Raw genomic sequence first — 17,681 nt, 5'->3', positions numbered from 1 at the left:
CGATCCCGCTGTCCCGCCAATGGCGCGCCCGACAGGAATCGAACCTGTAACCGCCGGCTTAGAAGGCCGGTGCTCTATCCAGTTGAGCTACGGGCGCCCGAACCGGAACGGTGTCCAATCCGACGTGACGTGGGATTGGTCGGGGTAGAGGGATTCGAACCCCCGACATCCTGCTCCCAAAGCAGGCGCGCTACCAGACTGCGCTATACCCCGGTCTTGCAATCCCCTCGGGTCAGGCCCGGGGAGTTGGTCATTGTCGCCAAGCGCGTTGGGAACTGTCAACGAAGGACGCGCAGTTCCGCGGCCTGCCACAACGCCGAAAGCAGTCATCGGCTATGCTCACGCCCATCGGCCGGATGGCCGTCCTGACCCTCATTCGCACGGAGAACACGCATGCGCAGCGGCAACCCGGCTCTTTCCGAGTCGACCTTCCTCGACCTCGCCAGCGGTTCGGTGGTGACCAGCCCCGACCAGGCAATGACCCTCAACGGCACCGTCAACAAGACCGGTTTCCTGCTGCTGTTGACCGTGCTGACGGCCGCTTTCGCCTGGAACCAGACCATCGACGACTACGGCCAGGTCATGGCCGGAGCCAGGTTGTATGCCATGGGCGGCGCCATCGGCGGCCTGGTGCTGGCGCTGATCACCATCTTCAAGAAGGAATGGTCGCCGGTCACCGCGCCGATGTATGCGCTGGTGGAAGGCGTGTTCCTCGGCGCCATCTCGGCCCTGTTCAACGCCAAGTTCCCGGGCATCGTGTTCCAGGCCGTGCTGCTGACCTTCGGCACCCTGTTTGCGCTGCTGTTCGCGTACCGCAGCGGCGTGATCAAGGCCACCGAGAACTTCAAGTTGGGCGTGGTCGCCGCCACCGGCGGCATCGCCCTGCTCTACCTGGCCTCGTTCGTGCTGGGCTTCTTCAACATCAACGTGCCGGTGATCCACGACTCCAGCTGGCTGGGCATCGCCTTCAGCCTGTTCGTGGTGGTCGTGGCGGCGCTGAACCTGGTGCTGGATTTCGACTTCATCGAAACCGGCGTGGCCCAGCGCGCGCCGAAGTACATGGAGTGGTATGGCGCATTCGGCCTGATGGTGACCCTGGTCTGGCTGTATGTGGAGTTCCTGCGCCTGCTGTCGAAGATCCAGCAGCGCTGAGTCCAGCCACGCCGAGAGAGACAAGCCGCGATCCGCAAGGGTCGCGGCTTTTTTGTAGAGTCGAGCAAGCCCACACGTCCCCTGCCCCCATGCCCGACACCTTCCACAGCTACCGCCCGGCAGAGGGCCACCGTCTGCCGCATGACCCGTTCAACGCCATCATCGGCCCGCGCCCGATCGGCTGGATTTCCAGCCGCGACGCACAGGGCACGTTGAACCTGGCGCCCTACAGCTTCTTCAACGCCTTCAACTACACCCCGCCGATCATCGGCTTCTCCAGCCAGGGCCGCAAAGACTCGCTGCGCAACATTGAAGCCACCGGTGAATTCGTGTGGAACCTGGCCACCTTCGACCTGGCCGAGGCGATGAACGAAAGCTGCCGTGCGGTCGCGCCGGATGTCGACGAGTTCGTCCTTGCCGGCCTGACGCCACTGGCCTCAACGCAGGTCACACCGCCCCGCGTGGCACAGAGCCCGGTAAGCATGGAATGCCGCTGCACGCAGATCGTCCGCCTGCGCGATGCCGCCGGCCAGGACACCAACGGCTGGCTGGTGCTGGGCGAAGTGGTGACGGTGCATATCGATGAACGGCTGCTGGTCGATGGCATCTACGACACCGCTGCGGCGGCCCCGATCCTGCGCGGCGGCGGGCCTGCCGACTACTTCCGCATCGGTGCCGGACAGCGCTTCCGCATGTTCCGCCCGACCTGACGTTCAACCGGTTACGACCGCGCCAGCAGCGCCGGCATCGACGACGCCAGCAATGCGATGCCCGACGCGGTCAACAGGCTCAGTACGATCTGCCGGAAGCGCGCCTCGCTGATGCCGATGTAGACGCGCGCACCCAGCAGGGTCGGCACCAGCATCGCCGGCGCCACGATGGCGAAGTACGGCAGCATCTGCCGGCTCACCAGGCCGCTGCCGACATAGGTGGCCATGGTCACTGCCAGCATCGCCAGGTTGAAGTTCTGGATGACCGCGCGCTGCTCGTCCCTGCCGAAGCCACGCAGCGTGCTCCACACCGTCGGCACCGGTCCGGCGAAACCGCCGATGCCGCTGAGCACCCCACCTGCCATGCCGGCGATCGCGTCACCGATACGACCACCCACGCGGATCGGCGGCAATGATCGCGCCATCAGCATCACCGGGCACCACAGCGCAAGGAAGCCGCCCAGCAGCGCCTTGAACCAGTCCATGTCCAGGTGTGGCAGTACCATCACGCCGAGCGGAATGCCCGCCAGGCCGCCCAGCACGAACGGCAGCAGCAGGCGCAGGTTGAAGCCACGCCGCACGGTGAACACGGCCACCAGCTGACCGACCAGCGCGCCGAACACCGACAGCGCAGCGGCCAGTCGCGGCTCCAGCCCCCATGCCCAGAACGACATCGCTACCATCCCGAAGGCGAAACCGGACAGGCCCTGTACGAATCCGGCGACGATCGCGCCAAGCGCGACCAGCAGATACACCGACTCCATCATCACCCCGGCTGCAACCGCGCGACTACCCTGCCGCGCTCACCTGTGCAGCGTAGTGCGCCGCGAGATGCTCGACCAGCGCACGCACCTTGGGCGCCAGTGCACGTGCATGCGGGTACAGCGCGAAGTAGCGTCGCTGGCCCGCATGCCAGGCCGGCAGCACGCGGATCAAACGACCGGCGCGCAGATCCTCCTGCACGGTGAAGGCGGTGAACAGGCTGATGCCCATGCCGGCCAGCGCGGCGGCGTACAGTGCGGGCGTGGCATCCACGCGCAGGCGCTGCCCGGCTTCGATGCTCGCGGTTGCGCCGCGCGGCCCCTGCAACTGCCAGGGCGGCAGTGCTGGCGTGGGACTGAAACCCAGTAGCGTGTGATGAGCCAGGTCCGCTGCCTGCCGCGGCAGTCCGTGGTGTGCCAGGTAGGCCGGTGCGGCGACCAGGATGCGCGGGCAGCTGGCCAGCTCGCGCGCGACCAGCTGGCTGTCCGGCAGTGAAGCCGCGATGCGCAGGGCCAGGTCGAAACTACCACCGACCACATCGACCAGCTGGTCATCGGCCGACAGGTCCAGCGTGACCTGGGGGTAACGCTGCAGGAATGACGGCAGCCAGTGCGGCAGCTCCTGGCTGGCCACCACCTGCGGCACGCTGATCCGCACGCTTCCACTGGGCTGCGCCTGCCCGGCACGGGCACGGTCGTCGGCTTCCTGCAGGCGGTCCAGCAGCGTTGCCGCCTCACGGTAGTAGTCGCGCCCGGCCTCGGTCAACGACAGCCGGCGGCTGTTGCGATCGAGCAGGCGCACCTGCAGGTGTTCTTCCAGCTGCCGCAGTTGCCGCGACATCGCCGAGTGGGTGGTACCGAGGCGCTCGGCTGCCGCGGTGAAGCTGCCCGCATCGACGATGGCGCGCAGTGCACGCAGGGCAGCGAAGTGATCCATCGGCGGGCAGCTCCACGTGGCGGAGCCCGCGGCATGCGGGCCCCGCCAGCTTATCAAGCGCCGTCGCCGGCCTTGCGCACCGGCAGTGCCAGGATCGCGTCAGTCGTCATGACATCGCCGAAGGCGTCCTCGATCTGGGCCAGAGCGGCTTCATGCAGCGTGCGATGGCCGATGCGCCGGCCGCCAGCCAGGTCCAGGTCACGGCTGGCGCTGGCATCGGACGAGACGATCACCCGGTAACCACGGGGTGCGGCCGCCGCGTCGCGCGCGGCACCAGCCACGCAGGCATGGGTCTGCAGGCCGGTGACGATCAGGGTGTCGATGCCGGCGTTCTTCAGCAGCGGGTCGAGCACGGTGGAGGACGCGCCGGCGAACACGCTGACATTGTCCTTCTGCACCACGGTCTCGCCCTGGCGCGGCTGCAGGTCGCGATGGAAGGCAGCATTGACGCTGCCCTGTGCGAACAGCGGCGCACCCGCCGGCAGCACGTGCTGCACATGGATCACGCGGATGCCATGAGCATCGGCGAATTCGACCACCCGCTTCGCCTGCCGCAGCGCGGCCACGCCATCGGGAATGACCATGCGGCCACCGGCAAAGCCCGGTGCGGCCGTGGCATCGAAGTACTCATTCTGGAAGTCGATGACCAGCACGGCGGTCTTTGCCGCATCCAGCGAGGTCGCGACCGGCGCGCCAGCCATGTGGCGGATGGTGGGATGGGCCGGCTCGGCGGCGGCGACCGGGGCGGTGGTGGCCATGCCGATCAGGCTGGCCAGGCCGAAGGCGGTGAGGTTCATGTTCGAGCTCCAGTGCGTTGGGAAGTGGGCACAGGATGCGGAGCACATGGCGCACGAACCAGCCGCCTAGCGGCACATGATCTGTGCAATATACGCACAGACAATTCCCCTGTAGAGCCACCCCATGGGTGGCTGCGGACCAAGGCCCCGTCATCCACGCACGGCGTGGATCTACCGGGCCGGCCCACAACGCAACGGGGCGCCCGAAGGCGCCCCGATGTGGATCCAACCGAGGTCGGCCGGCCGCTTACAGGCGGCTGGCGATGGCCTGGGCAAAGCTCATGGTGGTGCCGGTGCCGCCCAGGTCGCCGGTCAGCGAATCCTTGGCTTCCATGGTCGCCACGATGGCCTTGCGCAGGCGCTCGGCGTTTTCCGGCTGGCCGACATGGTCCAGCATCTGCGCGGCTGCCAGCAGCAGCGCGCACGGATTGGCCTTGCCCTGGCCGGCGATGTCCGGCGCGGTGCCGTGCACGGCTTCGAAGATCGCCGCGTCCTTGCCGATGTTGGCACCCGGGGCCAGGCCCAGGCCGCCGACGAGACCGGCGCACAGGTCGGAGATGATGTCGCCGAACAGGTTGGTGGTGACGATCACATCGAACTGTTCCGGACGCATCACCAGCTGCATGCAGCAGTTATCGACGATCATTTCCTGGAACTCGATCTCCGGGTACTGTGCGGCGACTTCACGGGCGACGTTCAGGAACAGGCCCGAGGTCGACTTGATGATGTTGGCCTTGTGCACGGCAGTGACCTTCTTGCGGCCAGTGCTCTTGGCCAGCTCGAAGGCGTAGCGCACGATGCGCTCGGAGCCCTTGCGGGTGATGCGGGTGCCGGAGAAGGCGGTTTCGCCGTCGGCCGACACTTCCTGGCCTTCGGCCAGGTAGGCACCTTCGGTGTTCTCACGGACGGTGATCAGGTCGACGTTGTCGAAACGCGACTTGGTGTTCGGGAAGGTGTGGGCCGGACGCACGTTGGCGTACAGGTCGAAGTGGCGGCGCAGGCTGACGTTGATCGAGGTGAAGCCACCACCGACCGGGGTGGTCAGCGGGCTCTTCAGCGCGACCTTGTTGCGCGCGATCGATTCCAGGGTCACTGCCGGCATCAGGTCGCCGTGCTTTTCCAGGGCCACCAGGCCGGCGTCGGCGTCTTCGTACTCCAGGCCAGTCTTGAGCTGGTCGAGCACGAACAGGGTGGCGTCCATGATTTCCGGGCCAATGCCGTCGCCGCGGATGACCGTAATTTTCTGCGTCATTGATCGATGTTCCGAACAGGGGGAAAAACGCCGTCCGGACGTGCCCGGAAACGCCGGCGCAAAGGAAGTTTCACTGGCAATTATGCCTGAGCCGGGGCCGAGGTCCCAAATAGACCATGGTCCCAGTGCCCGGCCCAGGCAGAATTGCCCGCGCATTCCGCCTTATCCCCGCGCCTGTCGGCGCGCCCCCTTGAACAACAAGGGGGCTCCTGGGCTGTTGGATCGTGGGAAGGCCCCTCGCGGGTGCGGTAGTGCCGGCCGCTGGCCGGCAACCCCGGCCATGCCGGATTCAGGGAATACCGGCCAGCGGCCGGCACGCCCCTCAGTGCTCGTGCGCTGCCGGGGCGGCGGCGCCACCTTCAAGCTGGTCGAGGAAGTCGACCGCGCGGCGCAGGTGCGGGATCACGATCGATCCGCCCACCACCAGGCCGACCGAGAAGGTCTCGAAGAACTCCTCGCGGGTCACGCCGGCGTCCTTGCACTGGGCCACGTGATAGCTGATGCAGTCGTCGCAGCGCAGCACCATCGAGGCCACCAGGCCCAGCAGCTCCTTGGTCTTCACGTCCAGCGCGCCGGCCTGGTAGGTCTGCGTGTCCAGCGCGAAGAAGCGGCGCACCACCTGGTTCGGCTCACCCAGGATCCGCTCGTTCATGCGCTTGCGGAACTCGGTGAACTCGGCGATGCGGTCCTTGCTGCCGTCGTCGGCCGCGCTCATGCCTGGCCCTGCCCGGCCAGCAGCGGCTCGAGCTTGCCTTCACGGTGCAGGGCCATCATGTCGTCGTAGCCGCCGACATGGACGTCGCCGACGAAGATCTGCGGCACGCTGGTGCGGCGGGTCAGCGCCATCATCTTCTCGCGCTCGGCCGGGTCCAGGTCGATGCGGACCTCGGTCCACTGCTGGCCCTTGCTCTTCAGGAAGTTCTTGGCGGCCACGCAGTACGGGCAGACGGCGGTGGAATAGATGGTGATGGCGGGGGCACCGCCGGCGGTCTGGGCTGTCACGGGAAACTCCACGATGGATCGACGGTCTACATATGGTACCGGTGCGCTGGAATTTCCACGCCACGGCCGCAACACTGTGGATTAACGAATGGTTGCCCCCCGCCCTGCCACGCTTGGCGCGCCCCGCCCGAGGAACTCCTGCTTGCGAGCCCTGCTGCTGACTACCGCCGTCACCCTGGCCCTGGCCATGCCGCTGGCCCAGGCCCAGGAGAAGCTGCCCGACATCGGCTCCTCGGCCGGCGAGCTGCTGACCCCGGCCCGCCAGGCCGAGTACGGCGCGATGATGTTGCGCGAGCTGCGCAACTACGGCTACCTGCTGGAAGATCCGCTGGTCAACGACTGGCTGCAGACCATGGGCACCCGGCTCGGCTCCAACAGTGACCAGCCGCGGCAGCCGTACACCTTCTTCGTGATGAACGACCGCCAGATCAACGCGTTCGCCACGCTGGGCGGCTACATCGGGGTCAATGCCGGCCTGGTGCTGACCGCCGAGCGCGAGGACGAGGTCGCTGCGGTGCTGTCCCACGAAATCGCCCACGTCACCCAGCAGCATGTGCTGCGCGGCGTCGAGCGCGCCCAGCGTGACCAGATCCCGATCCTGCTGGGCATGCTGGCAGCGGTGGTGGCCGCCCAGGCCAGCAACAGCACGTCGTCCGGCAACGCGACGATGGCCGCGATCAGCTCGGGCATGGGCCTGATGCAGCAACGGCAGATCAACTACACCCGCTCCAACGAGTCCGAGGCCGACCGCCTCGGCATCCGCACCCTGTCGCGCAGCGGCTACGACGTGGATGCCATGGCCGGCTTCTTCGAACGGATGTCGGCGGCCATGCGTGGCAACGAAGGGGGCTACAGCGTGCCCGAGTTCCTGCGCACCCACCCGGTCAACATCACCCGCATCAGCGAAGCCAAGGCCCGCGCCGAGCAGATGAAGAAGGATACGGTGCTGCTGACCACCAGCACCCCCACCGGCGAGCGCAAGGAGCGGGTGGACCCGGCCGATCCCAGCCTGGGCGAGCCGCTGCTGCGCGGCAACAACCCGCTGCTGCCCAGCAGTGTGCTGCGCCTCCCGATCGGCCAGCTCAACCGTGGCGCCAGCGGCGACTTCGACTGGGCACGTGAGCGCCTGCGCGTGCTCAGCGCGGATTCCACCCCCGAGCTGGAACGCGAGTATGCCGACCTGGCCAAGCGGCAGAAGGACGGTCTCAACGATGCGCAGCGCTATGGCCAGGCGCTGGCGGTCATGCGCGGTGGCCGTGCCGGCGCCGGCCAGGCCCGGCAGACCCTGGCCGGCCTGCTCCAGACCCATCCCGGCAACCTGTGGCTGGCGCTGGGCCTGGGCGAAGCGGAATCGCGGGCAGGCCAGGCGGCCCAGGCCAACAGCCGCTTCGAGCAGCTGCTTCGCGAACACCCCAACAGCCGCCCGGTGGCGCTGACCTATGCCGAGATCCTGAACGAACAGGGCAACCGCGAGGCTGGCCAGCGCGCGCAGGCGATGCTGCGCCCCCTGTTGTCGCAAAGCGGTAACGATCCGGTCTTCCAGCAGCGCTTTGCCCGCGCCAGCGAGCTGGCCGGCGACAGCGTGCGTGCCAGCGAGGCCTATGCCGAGGCCGCCTTCCTCAGCGGTCGGCCGGAACAGGCGCTGCTGCAGTTGCAGGCGCTCAAGCGCAACCCGGCGCTGGATTACATTGGCCGCGCGCGGGTCGATGCCCGCATCGAAGCGATCACCCCGACCGTGCTGGAGCTGCGCCGCCAGGGCGTGCAGGACCCGGACCTGGACCGGCGCTGAGCGCTGCATGACCGGCCGATGGCAATCCAGGCCGGTTCCGGCCGGGCAGTCACAAACATGTCATCAAACCGTAGTCTACTGGCACCACTCCAGTAACCGAGCCCTACGGTGTCCTCGTGCAGAAACGCATCCTGATCGTCGATGACGAGCCCGCGATCCGTGAAATGGTCGCCTTCGCCCTTCGCAAGGGCGATTACGAACCGGTCCACGCCGGCGATGCCCGGGAGGCCCAGACCGCGATCGCCGACCGCGTTCCGGACCTGATCCTGCTGGACTGGATGCTGCCCGGCACCAGCGGCCTGGACCTGGCCCGTCGCTGGCGCAAGGAAACGCTGACCCGCGAAGTGCCGATCATCATGCTGACCGCCCGCGGCGAAGAGAACGACCGCGTCGGTGGCCTGGAAGCCGGCGTCGACGACTACGTGGTCAAGCCGTTCTCGGCGCGCGAACTGCTGGCGCGCATCCGTGCGGTGATGCGCCGTGCCCGCGAGGACGACGAGGACGGCAGCGTGGCAGTCGGCCCGATCCGCATCGACGGCGCCGCCCATCGCGTGTTCGCCAACGACCAGCCGGTGCCGATCGGCCCGACCGAATACCGCCTGCTGCACTTCTTCATGACCCATCCGGAGCGCGTCTACACCCGCGCGCAGCTGCTGGACCATGTATGGGGTGGCAGCGTGTACGTGGAGGAGCGCACCATCGACGTGCATATCCGCCGCCTGCGCAAGACGCTGGAACCGTTCAACGCCGAGAACATGGTGCAGACCGTGCGCGGCGCCGGCTACCGGTTCTCCACTGCCACCTGAGTCTCGTCGTGCCGGCACCGCGCACCTGCGGGTGCCGGTGCCGGCAACTCTGCTATAACCCTCGGTTCACCCCAGTGAACCGCCGCACCTCAACGACGAGATCGCAATGCCCCGCCACATCCGCTCTGCCTGGTTGAAGACCCTGGCCACCGTTGCCGCGGTACTGCTGTTCGCCGGACTGGTGGGGTGGTTCACGGGCCATCTGTGGTTGTGCATCGCGCTGGGCGCGCTGGCCACCCTGGCCTGGCATTACTGGCGGCTGCGCAGCGTGCTGCGCCGCCTGACCGCACGCCAGCGCTGGGACACCGCCGAAGAAGGCACCGGCGTCTGGAACGAACTGGACCGCCTGCTGTATCGCAACCAGGTGGAAATGCGCGTGCGCAAGCGCCGCCTGCTGGACATGCTGCGCAGCTACCGCGCCGCCGCCGCCGCATTGCCCGACGCAGTGGTGGTGCTGGACCGCAACAGCCAGCGCGTGCAGTGGTTCAACGAAGCGGCCACCGCCCTGCTCGGCCTGCACCATCCCGGCGACCTTGGCGAGGCCCTGGTCGAACGCTTGCAACCGATGCCGCTGGCCCACTGGCTGGCCGGTGGCCGCAATGCCGAACCGATCCTGGACGTGCCCTCGCCGGTCGATCCGGCGATCCGCCTGAACCTGCGCCTGATTCCCTATTCGTCGGATTACTGGCTGCTGATCGCCCGCGACGTCAGCAAGCTGCTGCGCCTGGAACAGGTGCGCCGCGACTTCGTGGCCAATGTTTCACACGAGCTGCGCACGCCGCTCACCGTGGTCCACGGCTACCTGGACATGATGGATCCGGAGGACTTCCCCGGCACCGGCCCGATGCTGGAAGAAATGCGCAAGCAGAGCCAGCGCATGGCCCAGCTGGTGGAAGACCTGCTGACCCTGTCGCGGCTGGAATCGCAGGAGCACAGCGAGGAAGAGACCGTGGCCATGCAGCCGATGCTGGCGACCCTGCGCCGCGAGGCCGAGGCGCACAGCCAGGGCCGCCACCAGATCAGCATCGATGATCTGGCCGGTGTCGACCTGCAGGGTTCGAACAAGGAACTGCACAGTGCCTTCTCCAACCTGGTCACCAACGCGGTGCGCTATACCCCGGCCGGGGGCCGCATTGCGGTGGAGTTCCGCCGCGAAGGCGACGGCGCCGTGCTGGCGGTGCGCGATTCCGGCTACGGCATTCCCGCCACCCACCTGCCGCGCCTGACCGAACGTTTCTACCGTGTGTCCAGCAGCCGCTCGCGCGAGAGCGGCGGCACCGGGCTGGGCCTGTCCATCGTCAAGCACATCCTCGGCCTGCACCACGCACGGCTGGAGATTGAAAGCGAAGTCGGCAAGGGCTCGGTGTTCTCCTGCCATTTCGATGCCGACCACGTGCGCCCGCGCGAGTCCGCCCCCCTGACCTCCATCGAAGAATGACGCCATGAGCAGCCTCGGATCCCTCCCCCTCCCCGTGAGCCCGGACAACGATCCGTTGCGCGACCCGTCGCTGTACATCAACCGCGAGCTGTCGCAGCTGGATTTCAACTTCCGCGTGCTGGCGCAGGCCATGGACCCGCAGGTGCCGCTGCTGGAGCGCCTGCGCTTCATGTGCATTTCCTGCACCAACCTCGACGAGTTCTTCGAGATCCGTGCCGCCGCCGTGCGCCACGCGCAGGAATTCGGCCTGCCGCCGGCGCCGGACGGCATGAGCCCGCAGGCCATCCTCAACGCCATCCATGACCGCGCTGCGGAGCTGGTGGACCAGCAGTACCGCTGCTGGAACGAGACGCTGCGCCCGGCGCTGATGGAGGCCGGCATCGGCGTGCTCGGTCGCCATTCCTGGACCGACCGCCAGAGGCGCTGGCTGCGCGCCTACTTCCGCAACGAGATCATGCCGGTGCTGTCGCCGCTGGGCCTGGACCCGGTGCACCCGTTCCCGAAGATCCTCAACAAGTCGCTGAACATCGTGGTGGTGCTGAAGGGCACCGATGCGTTCGGCCGCGCCGGCCACCTGGCGATCGTGCGTGCGCCGCGCTCGCTGCCGCGCATCATCCAGCTGCCGGAGAAGCTCGGCGGATCGCAGAACTTCGTGTTCCTGTCCTCGGTGCTGTCGACCTTCGTCGATGAGCTGTTCCCGGGCATGGAAGTCCAGGGTGCCTACCAGTTCCGTGTCACCCGCAACTCCGAGCTGGTGGTGGACGAGGAGGAAGTGGAGAACCTGGCGCTGGCGCTGCGCGACGAACTGGTCGACCGCGGCTACCGGCCGGCGGTGCGCCTGGAGATCGCCCACGACATGCCGCGCGAGATCGTGCGCACGCTGCTGCAGAATTTCGGCCTGACCGAGAACGCGGTGTACCGCATCGACGGCCCGGTCAACCTCAACCGCATCATTCAGCTGTACGACCTGATCGCGCAGCCAGACCTGAAGTACCCGCCGATGACCCCGCGCACGCTGCGCGACAGCGACGGCATCTTCGAGACCACGGCGCGCCAGGACCTGCTGCTGCACCACCCGTTCGATGCCTTCACCGCGGTGCTGGACCTGATCCGGCAGGCGGCGATCGATCCCAACGTGCTGGCGATCAAGCAGACGCTGTACCGCACCGGCAAGGATTCGCTGATCGTCGACGCACTGATCCAGGCCGCGCGCAACGGCAAGGATGTGACTGTAGTGGTCGAACTGCGTGCGCGCTTCGACGAAGAGGCCAACCTGGGCCTGGCCGATCGCCTGCAGGAGGCCGGGGTGCAGGTGGTGTACGGCGTGGTCGGCTACAAGACCCACGCCAAGATGCTGCTGATCGTGCGCCGCGAAGGCCGCAAGCTGCGCCGCTACGTGCACCTGGGCACCGGCAACTACCACAGCGGCACTGCCCGCGCGTACACCGACATCAGCCTGATCACCGCCGATCCGGACATCGGCAATGACGTGCACCTGTTGTTCCAGCAGCTGTCCGGGCTGGCCTCGAAGATGAAGCTCAAGCGCCTGCTGCAGTCGCCCTTCACCCTGCACACCGGCATCCTCGGCCGTATCGAGCGCGAGACGCGCATCGCCGCCGCCGGCCGCCCAGCGCGGATCATCGCCAAGATGAACGCGTTGAACGAACCGCAGGTGGTGCGCGCGCTGTACGCCGCGTCGCAGGCCGGCGTGCAGATCGACCTGATCATCCGTGGCGCCTGCACCCTGCGTCCGGGCGTTCCGGGTGTCTCGGACAACATCCGCGTGCGCTCGATCGTCGGCCGCTTCCTGGAGCACAGCCGCGTCTACTGGTTCGGCAACGACGGCGCGCCGGAGATGTACTGCGCCAGCGCCGACTGGCTGGAACGCAACCTGCTGCGCCGGGTCGAGACCTGCTTCCCGATCCTCGATCCGGAACTGGCCAAGCGGGTGTACCGCGAGGTCCTGCAGAACTACCTGGACGACAACCTCAACGCCTGGGAACTGGACGCCGACGGCCTCTACCACAAGCGTGCGCCGGCGCACGACGAAGCCCCGCATTCTGCGCAGATGGCATTGATGCAGGGGCTGTAGTCCTGCCCCGGTGGACCCCGACCGCTGGTCGGGATTCGATCAGCGGTCGCCCGGGGTCAGATCCCTTTCCTGCGGGAAAGGGATCTGACCCCTTGCAATCCTGCTGCACGCCTCCTTCCAGAATGTGAAGGCCGCGCGGTGACGAGCACACCGCCGCTTCGGCTAACATTCGCCCATGCCGCATACCTCCACGACTCCGCCCGCATTGCAGGATGGCGACCTGCTGGCCGCCATCGACCTTGGCTCCAACAGTTTCCACATGGTCATCGCGCGCTACACGCTCGGCCAGCTGCGGGTGATCGACCGCCTGCGCGAGACGGTGCGCATGGCCGACGGGCTGGATGGCAAAGGCGGACTGTCTTCCGCCGCACGGCAGCGCGCGCTGGAATGCCTGGCCCGTTTCGGCCAGCGCATCCGCAATGTGCCGCCGCATCGGGTGCGCGCGCTGGCCACCAACACGGTGCGCCAGCTGCGTTCTCCCCAGTCGTTCCTGGTCCCGGCCGAAACCGCACTGGGGCATGCCATCGAAGTGGTCAGCGGCCGCGAAGAAGCCCGCCTGATCTACCTGGGCGTGGCCCACGCGCAACCCCCCAAGCCCGGCCAGCGCCGGCTGGTGATCGACATCGGTGGCGGCTCCACTGAATTCATCATCGGCATGGGCATGCAGACCCTGGAGCGTGAAAGCCTGCAGGCCGGTTGCATCGCCAGCACCCGGCGCTTCTTCCCCGGCGGCAAGCTCAGCAAGAAGCGCTGGAAGGACGCGCTGGCCGAGATCGGCCGCGAGTTCCAGCCCTTCGCCAGCAAGTATCGCGCGCTGGGCTGGCAGGAAGCGCTGGGCTCTTCGGGCACGCACAAGGCGATCAGCGAGATCTGCGCGACGATGAAGCTGAGCAAGGGTGCGATCACCGCCGAGGCCCTGCCGCAACTGCGCGATGAGCTGCTGAAGGCCAAGAAGATCGACGACATCCAGTTGCCGGGCCTGTCCAGCGACCGCCGCCCGATCATCGCCGGCGGCATCCTGGTGCTGGAAGCGGCGTTCCAGGCACTTGGCCTGCAGAAGCTGCTGGTCAGCAAGGCCGCGATGCGCGAGGGCATCCTCTACGACATCGTCGGCCGTGCCGGCGAGAACGACCTGCGCGATGAATCGGTGGCCGCGCTCAGCCAGCGCTACGGTATCGATACGGTACAGGCCGACCGCGTGCAGGACACTGCTCTGTCACTGCTGGAGCAGGTGCAGGAACGCTGGAAGCTCGATGCCGATGATGCGCGCATGCTCGGCTGGGCCGCACGCCTGCACGAACTGGGCCTGATGATTGCCCACAGCGGCTACCACGTGCATGGCAGCTACGTGCTGGAGCACTCGGACATCGCCGGCTTCTCCCGCCAGGAACAGCAGATGCTGGCCGCGCTGGTGCGCAGCCATCGCCGCAGCGTGACCAAGACCGCCTTCGACGCCCTGCCCGAGCGACTGCTGCTGACCGCGCGCCGGTTGGCGGCCCTGCTGCGGCTGGCGGTGCTGCTCAACCGCGCGCATGAGGACGACCCGCTGCCGGCGCTGGAACTGACCGCCGACGACAACCGGCTGTCGCTGATCGTGCCGCAGGCGTTCATCGATGCCCGTCCGCTGCTGCGCGCCGACCTGATTGGCGAGACCGACGGGATCGCCGGGCTGGGCATCCAGTTCCGTCCGTTCGTAGCCTGAATACGCCGTCGCCTGTTGTCCACAGGACAGCAGGAGTGACGCACTTCGCACCCCCACTTTGCGCAGTCTGGCGGTTTTTTGTGCTGCTTCGCATCACGACGGCACCGTATCGCGTATCGCACCTCTCACGTAAGCGCCTGCTTTTGTTCACGTTTTGTGAAGGATGGGGGTGTCCCGTGACATAAATCGATACGAACTCTTTACAGAGCATTAACTAACGAGACTACTATCGGGTCACCGGCTCGGTCATCAACCCAGCTGGCTCCTTCGACGCCCACTTTGGCGTCTTGTGCACGACCTGAGAGAGAGAGCTCGCCATGACTTCACGCACCACCGCACTGGGGCAGGCCATCCGCTATGTCCTGGCTACCACCGCAACGTTGGCCGCCCTGCCCGCGTTTGCCCAGGACGGCAGCAACGCAACGCCCACCAACCTCGACCGCATCGAGATCACCGGCTCGCGCATCCGCCAGGTGGACGTGGAAACCGCCCAGCCGGTGTTCGCGATCAGCCGCAACGACATCGAAAAGCAGGGCTTCAGCTCGGTTGCCGACATCCTGCAGAACGTCACCGCGATGGGCAGCCCGACCATCAGCCGCGCCAATGCGCTGACCGCGGGTGAAAACGCGGGTGGCACCTACATCGACATGCGCAACCTGGGCACCCAGCGCACGCTGGTGCTGGTCAACGGCAAGCGCATGGGCATCAGCACGTCCGGCTACCAGGACATCTCCACGCTGCCGGTGTCCGCCGTGGAGCGCATCGAGGTGCTGAAGGACGGCGCCTCTGCGATCTATGGCTCCGACGCCATGGCCGGCGTGGTGAACATCATCACCCGCTCCAATGTCACCGGTGTGACCGCCAACGTCTATCACGGCCAGTACAGCCAGGGCGACGGCGCACGTGACCGCTTCGACGTGGTCGCCGGCTGGAGCAACGATCGCGTGTCGTTGACCTTGTCCGCCGAGCATGCCGAAGAGAAGGGCGTGTGGGCGCGCGATCGCGGCTTCAGCAAGTACGGCATGACCGATCGCCATCCGTACGACAGCAGCAACTGGACCACGATCAGCCAGTACGGCCAGTTCACCGGTCTGCGCGGCCCGGGCTGTACCGCCACTGCGGGCTGCGGCTATTCCCTCAACCGCGGCGCCGATCCCACCAACCCGGCCAATTACCACCTCACCGATAGCACGCCGTTCACCGGTGACGTGAGCAACGCCAACGACCAGATGCACGTGATGTATCCGGTCAAGCGCGACTCGGTCTATTTCGACGGCCGCTTCAAGATCACCGACAACGTCAACTTCCGCACCGAGCTGGGCTACAACCAGCGTGAGTCCACCCGCCAGATCGCGGGCTATCCGCTGCAGTCGAGCACCGCCGGTGTCGGCTCGATGTCGATCAACAGCTACTTCAATCCGTTCGGCCGCCAGCACGGGTATGCCACCCCGACCGCCGTGGCATGGAACCGCCGCACCTGGGAAGTGCCGCGCGTGACCACCAGCGAGCTGAAGACCTACCGCGCGGTGGCGTCGTTCGACGGTTCGTTCGAGATCGGCAGCCGCTACTTCGACTGGGAAGTGGGTTACCAGTACAACCGCAATGAACTGGAATCGGTGGCGACCGGCAACCTGCACAAGGGTCGCGTCGCCGGCGGCGTCGGCCCGTCGTTCTACAACGCCGCCACCGGCAAGGTGCAGTGCGGCACCGCCGCTGCACCGATCTCCTATGACGTGTGCAAGCCGTGGAACCCGCTGGTGCCGTACGGCACGACGGCTGCCGATGGCCTGTACGGCAACGAAGAACTGCAGGCGTGGCTGTTCCCGGAAGAGATCACCAAGGGCCGTACCACCTCCAAGAACTTCTTTGCCAACATCGCTGGCAGCATCGTGACCCTGCCGGCTGGCGACCTGGGCTTCGCGTTCGGCGTGGAAAGCCGCAAGGAAGAAGGCAAGTACACCCCGGATGCCCTGGCCCAGACGGGCGCGACCACCAACCTGGCCGCGGGCCCGACCGGCGGTGACTACACCGTCAACGAGGCCTACCTGGAAGTGAACGTTCCGGTGCTGGCCGACCTGCCGGGCGCGAAGGAACTGACCTTTAATGGCGCAACCCGCTTCTCGGACTACAACACCTTCGGCAACACGCTCAACAGCAAGTTCGGCTTCAAGTGGAAGCCGATCGACTCGCTGATGGTGCGTGGCACCTGGGCCGAGGGCTTCCGTGCACCGACCATCAGCGACCTGTTCGGTGGTGGTTCGGAGACCTTCGCGCAGTTCAGCGATCCGTGCGACACCCGCTTCGGTTCCTCGGCCTCCAGCGCGGAAGTCCGTGCACGTTGCGCACGCGACATCGCCAATGCGAATACCTTCCGCCAGCTGCGCCAGGGTGGCACCCCGGTGAACACGTCGACGGACGCGACCCCGGTGCCGTTCACCTCCGGGTCGAACCCGCTGCTGACGCCGGAAACCTCGACCAGCAAGACGCTGGGCCTGGTCTGGAGCCCGAGCTTCATCCAGGGCTTCAACGCCTCGCTGGACTGGTGGAAGATCCGCATCGACAACACGATCATCGCCGACACGCCGACCCAGATCCTGCAGGACTGCTACGAATCGGGTATCGACGCGCGCTGCTCGCGCTTCCAGCGTGACCCGGTGACCGGCATCGTGACCAACCTGAAGTTCGGCAACCGCAACGCGGGCTTCATGGAAACCGAAGGCTACGATCTGGACGTGAGCTACCGTCTGGACACCCGGTTCGGCAAGTTCAACGTGAACTCGGCCACCACCTACGTGTCCAGTGCGACCTACCGCACCTCCAACGACAGCTCGATCGTCCCGATCGTCACCAACGGCATCGGCAGCGCTTTCCGCGTCCGTTCCAACCTGGTGCTGGGCTACGAGCGGGGCAACTTCGGCGCGAGCTGGACCGCGCGTTACTATTCGGGCGTGAAGGAAACCTGCTCGAACATCGCGCTGTACCCGGACGAGTGCTCGGATCCGGGTGTGTACGCACCGTGGTACAAGGGCGCACGCAACTACAACGAGCGCGGCGCGGTCACCTTCCACGACGTGCAGGTGCGTTACTCGCTGCCGTGGGACGCCACCGTGTCGGTCGGTGCCAACAACGTGTTCGAGAAGACCGGCCCGGTCATGTACAGCAAGCCGAACTCGGCCTTCTCGTACTACGGTGGTTACGATATCGGCCGCTTCATCTACATGAAGTACCAGCAGCGCTTCTGAT

General features: G+C 66.8%; 14 protein-coding genes and 2 tRNA genes. 8 read left to right on the top strand and 8 right to left on the bottom strand.

Going from position 1 to position 17,681, the window contains the following annotated elements; genetic code table 11:
* Positions 1-20: 20 nt before the first annotated feature.
* A tRNA-Arg gene (locus ACT6SE_RS03155) sits at positions 21-97 on the bottom strand.
* A gap of 39 nt (positions 98-136) precedes the next feature.
* Positions 137-213: transfer RNA gene (locus ACT6SE_RS03150), tRNA-Pro, on the bottom strand.
* A 180-nt stretch (positions 214-393) separates the two neighbouring features.
* On the opposite strand from ACT6SE_RS03150, the gene ACT6SE_RS03145 reads away from it, so the two are divergent.
* On the top strand, positions 394-1,152 hold the full coding sequence (locus tag ACT6SE_RS03145) for a Bax inhibitor-1/YccA family protein (protein WP_014646095.1): 759 nt from the start codon (positions 394-396) through the stop codon (positions 1,150-1,152).
* Positions 1,153-1,241: 89 nt separating this feature from the next.
* The gene (locus ACT6SE_RS03140) at positions 1,242-1,862 is read left to right on the top strand and encodes a flavin reductase family protein (RefSeq protein WP_014646094.1); all 621 of its coding nucleotides are present in this window, start codon (positions 1,242-1,244) and stop codon (positions 1,860-1,862) included.
* Positions 1,863-1,873: 11 nt separating this feature from the next.
* On the opposite strand, the gene ACT6SE_RS03135 is transcribed toward ACT6SE_RS03140, so the two are convergent.
* The 6 genes from ACT6SE_RS03135 to grxC all read right to left on the bottom strand — a co-directional run bounded on the left by ACT6SE_RS03135 (position 1,874) and on the right by grxC (position 6,611).
* Entirely contained in the window at positions 1,874-2,626 is a 753-nt protein-coding gene (locus tag ACT6SE_RS03135) for a sulfite exporter TauE/SafE family protein (RefSeq protein WP_444811161.1), read from the bottom strand.
* A 25-nt stretch (positions 2,627-2,651) separates the two neighbouring features.
* Positions 2,652-3,560 (bottom strand): LysR family transcriptional regulator, encoded by a 909-nt coding sequence (locus tag ACT6SE_RS03130; RefSeq protein WP_046429126.1) that lies wholly within the window; start codon positions 3,558-3,560, stop codon positions 2,652-2,654.
* Between the two features lie 53 nt (positions 3,561-3,613).
* Positions 3,614-4,357 carry a cysteine hydrolase family protein gene (locus ACT6SE_RS03125; RefSeq protein ID WP_014646091.1) on the bottom strand — a complete coding sequence of 248 codons (744 nt, stop codon included), beginning with the start codon at positions 4,355-4,357 and terminating at the stop codon, positions 3,614-3,616.
* Positions 4,358-4,604: 247 nt separating this feature from the next.
* A complete protein-coding gene (locus ACT6SE_RS03120; RefSeq protein WP_014036138.1) occupies positions 4,605-5,609 on the bottom strand; it encodes an isocitrate dehydrogenase in 1,005 nt (334 codons plus the stop codon).
* 322 nt (positions 5,610-5,931) lie between these two features.
* Complete coding sequence (locus ACT6SE_RS03115; RefSeq protein ID WP_004154542.1) at positions 5,932-6,324, bottom strand: carboxymuconolactone decarboxylase family protein; 393 nt, start codon at positions 6,322-6,324, stop codon at positions 5,932-5,934.
* Positions 6,321-6,611, bottom strand: coding sequence for a glutaredoxin 3 (gene grxC / locus ACT6SE_RS03110; RefSeq protein ID WP_004154541.1), 291 nt, complete (start codon positions 6,609-6,611; stop codon positions 6,321-6,323). Before grxC ends, ACT6SE_RS03115 begins: the two co-directional genes overlap by 4 nt.
* An 88-nt stretch (positions 6,612-6,699) precedes the next feature.
* On the opposite strand from grxC, the gene ACT6SE_RS03105 reads away from it, so the two are divergent.
* From ACT6SE_RS03105 to ACT6SE_RS03080, 6 genes are all read left to right on the top strand, one after another.
* Complete coding sequence (locus tag ACT6SE_RS03105) at positions 6,700-8,400, top strand: M48 family metalloprotease (RefSeq protein ID WP_169410554.1); 1,701 nt, start codon at positions 6,700-6,702, stop codon at positions 8,398-8,400.
* Positions 8,401-8,516: 116 nt separating this feature from the next.
* Positions 8,517-9,206 (top strand): phosphate regulon transcriptional regulator PhoB, encoded by a 690-nt coding sequence (gene phoB / locus ACT6SE_RS03100; RefSeq protein ID WP_005408258.1) that lies wholly within the window; start codon positions 8,517-8,519, stop codon positions 9,204-9,206.
* Between the two features lie 106 nt (positions 9,207-9,312).
* Positions 9,313-10,644 carry a phosphate regulon sensor histidine kinase PhoR gene (gene phoR, locus ACT6SE_RS03095; protein WP_046429124.1) on the top strand — a complete coding sequence of 444 codons (1,332 nt, stop codon included), beginning with the start codon at positions 9,313-9,315 and terminating at the stop codon, positions 10,642-10,644.
* A gap of 4 nt (positions 10,645-10,648) precedes the next feature.
* Positions 10,649-12,736, top strand: a complete 2,088-nt coding sequence (gene ppk1, locus ACT6SE_RS03090) for a polyphosphate kinase 1 (protein ID WP_046429123.1) — start codon at positions 10,649-10,651, stop codon at positions 12,734-12,736.
* A gap of 175 nt (positions 12,737-12,911) precedes the next feature.
* On the top strand, positions 12,912-14,438 hold the full coding sequence (gene ppx, locus ACT6SE_RS03085) for an exopolyphosphatase (protein ID WP_032955928.1): 1,527 nt from the start codon (positions 12,912-12,914) through the stop codon (positions 14,436-14,438).
* Positions 14,439-14,755: 317 nt separating this feature from the next.
* On the top strand, positions 14,756-17,680 hold the full coding sequence (locus ACT6SE_RS03080) for a TonB-dependent receptor domain-containing protein (protein ID WP_444811094.1): 2,925 nt from the start codon (positions 14,756-14,758) through the stop codon (positions 17,678-17,680).
* Position 17,681: the final 1 nt, after the last annotated feature.

It is taken from the genome of Stenotrophomonas sp. LC732 (assembly GCF_052446685.1).
In the GTDB taxonomy this organism is placed as follows: Bacteria; Pseudomonadota; Gammaproteobacteria; order Xanthomonadales; family Xanthomonadaceae; genus Stenotrophomonas; species Stenotrophomonas muris.
The sequence above is the reverse complement of the archived record's forward strand: the minus strand, read 5'-3'. Positions and strand labels throughout refer to the sequence as shown.

Coding starts and splice junctions, on each gene's coding strand:
- ACT6SE_RS03145 (WP_014646095.1), top strand. CDS start 394: ATGCGCAGCGGCAACCCGGCTCTTTCCGAGTCGACCTTCCTCGACCTC.
- ACT6SE_RS03140 (WP_014646094.1), top strand. CDS start 1,242: ATGCCCGACACCTTCCACAGCTACCGCCCGGCAGAGGGCCACCGTCTG.
- ACT6SE_RS03135 (WP_444811161.1), bottom strand. CDS start 2,626: ATGGAGTCGGTGTATCTGCTGGTCGCGCTTGGCGCGATCGTCGCCGGA.
- ACT6SE_RS03130 (WP_046429126.1), bottom strand. CDS start 3,560: ATGGATCACTTCGCTGCCCTGCGTGCACTGCGCGCCATCGTCGATGCG.
- ACT6SE_RS03125 (WP_014646091.1), bottom strand. CDS start 4,357: ATGAACCTCACCGCCTTCGGCCTGGCCAGCCTGATCGGCATGGCCACC.
- ACT6SE_RS03120 (WP_014036138.1), bottom strand. CDS start 5,609: ATGACGCAGAAAATTACGGTCATCCGCGGCGACGGCATTGGCCCGGAA.
- ACT6SE_RS03115 (WP_004154542.1), bottom strand. CDS start 6,324: ATGAGCGCGGCCGACGACGGCAGCAAGGACCGCATCGCCGAGTTCACC.
- ACT6SE_RS03105 (WP_169410554.1), top strand. CDS start 6,700: ATGGTTGCCCCCCGCCCTGCCACGCTTGGCGCGCCCCGCCCGAGGAAC.
- phoR (WP_046429124.1), top strand. CDS start 9,313: ATGCCCCGCCACATCCGCTCTGCCTGGTTGAAGACCCTGGCCACCGTT.
- ppk1 (WP_046429123.1), top strand. CDS start 10,649: ATGAGCAGCCTCGGATCCCTCCCCCTCCCCGTGAGCCCGGACAACGAT.
- ppx (WP_032955928.1), top strand. CDS start 12,912: ATGCCGCATACCTCCACGACTCCGCCCGCATTGCAGGATGGCGACCTG.
- ACT6SE_RS03080 (WP_444811094.1), top strand. CDS start 14,756: ATGACTTCACGCACCACCGCACTGGGGCAGGCCATCCGCTATGTCCTG.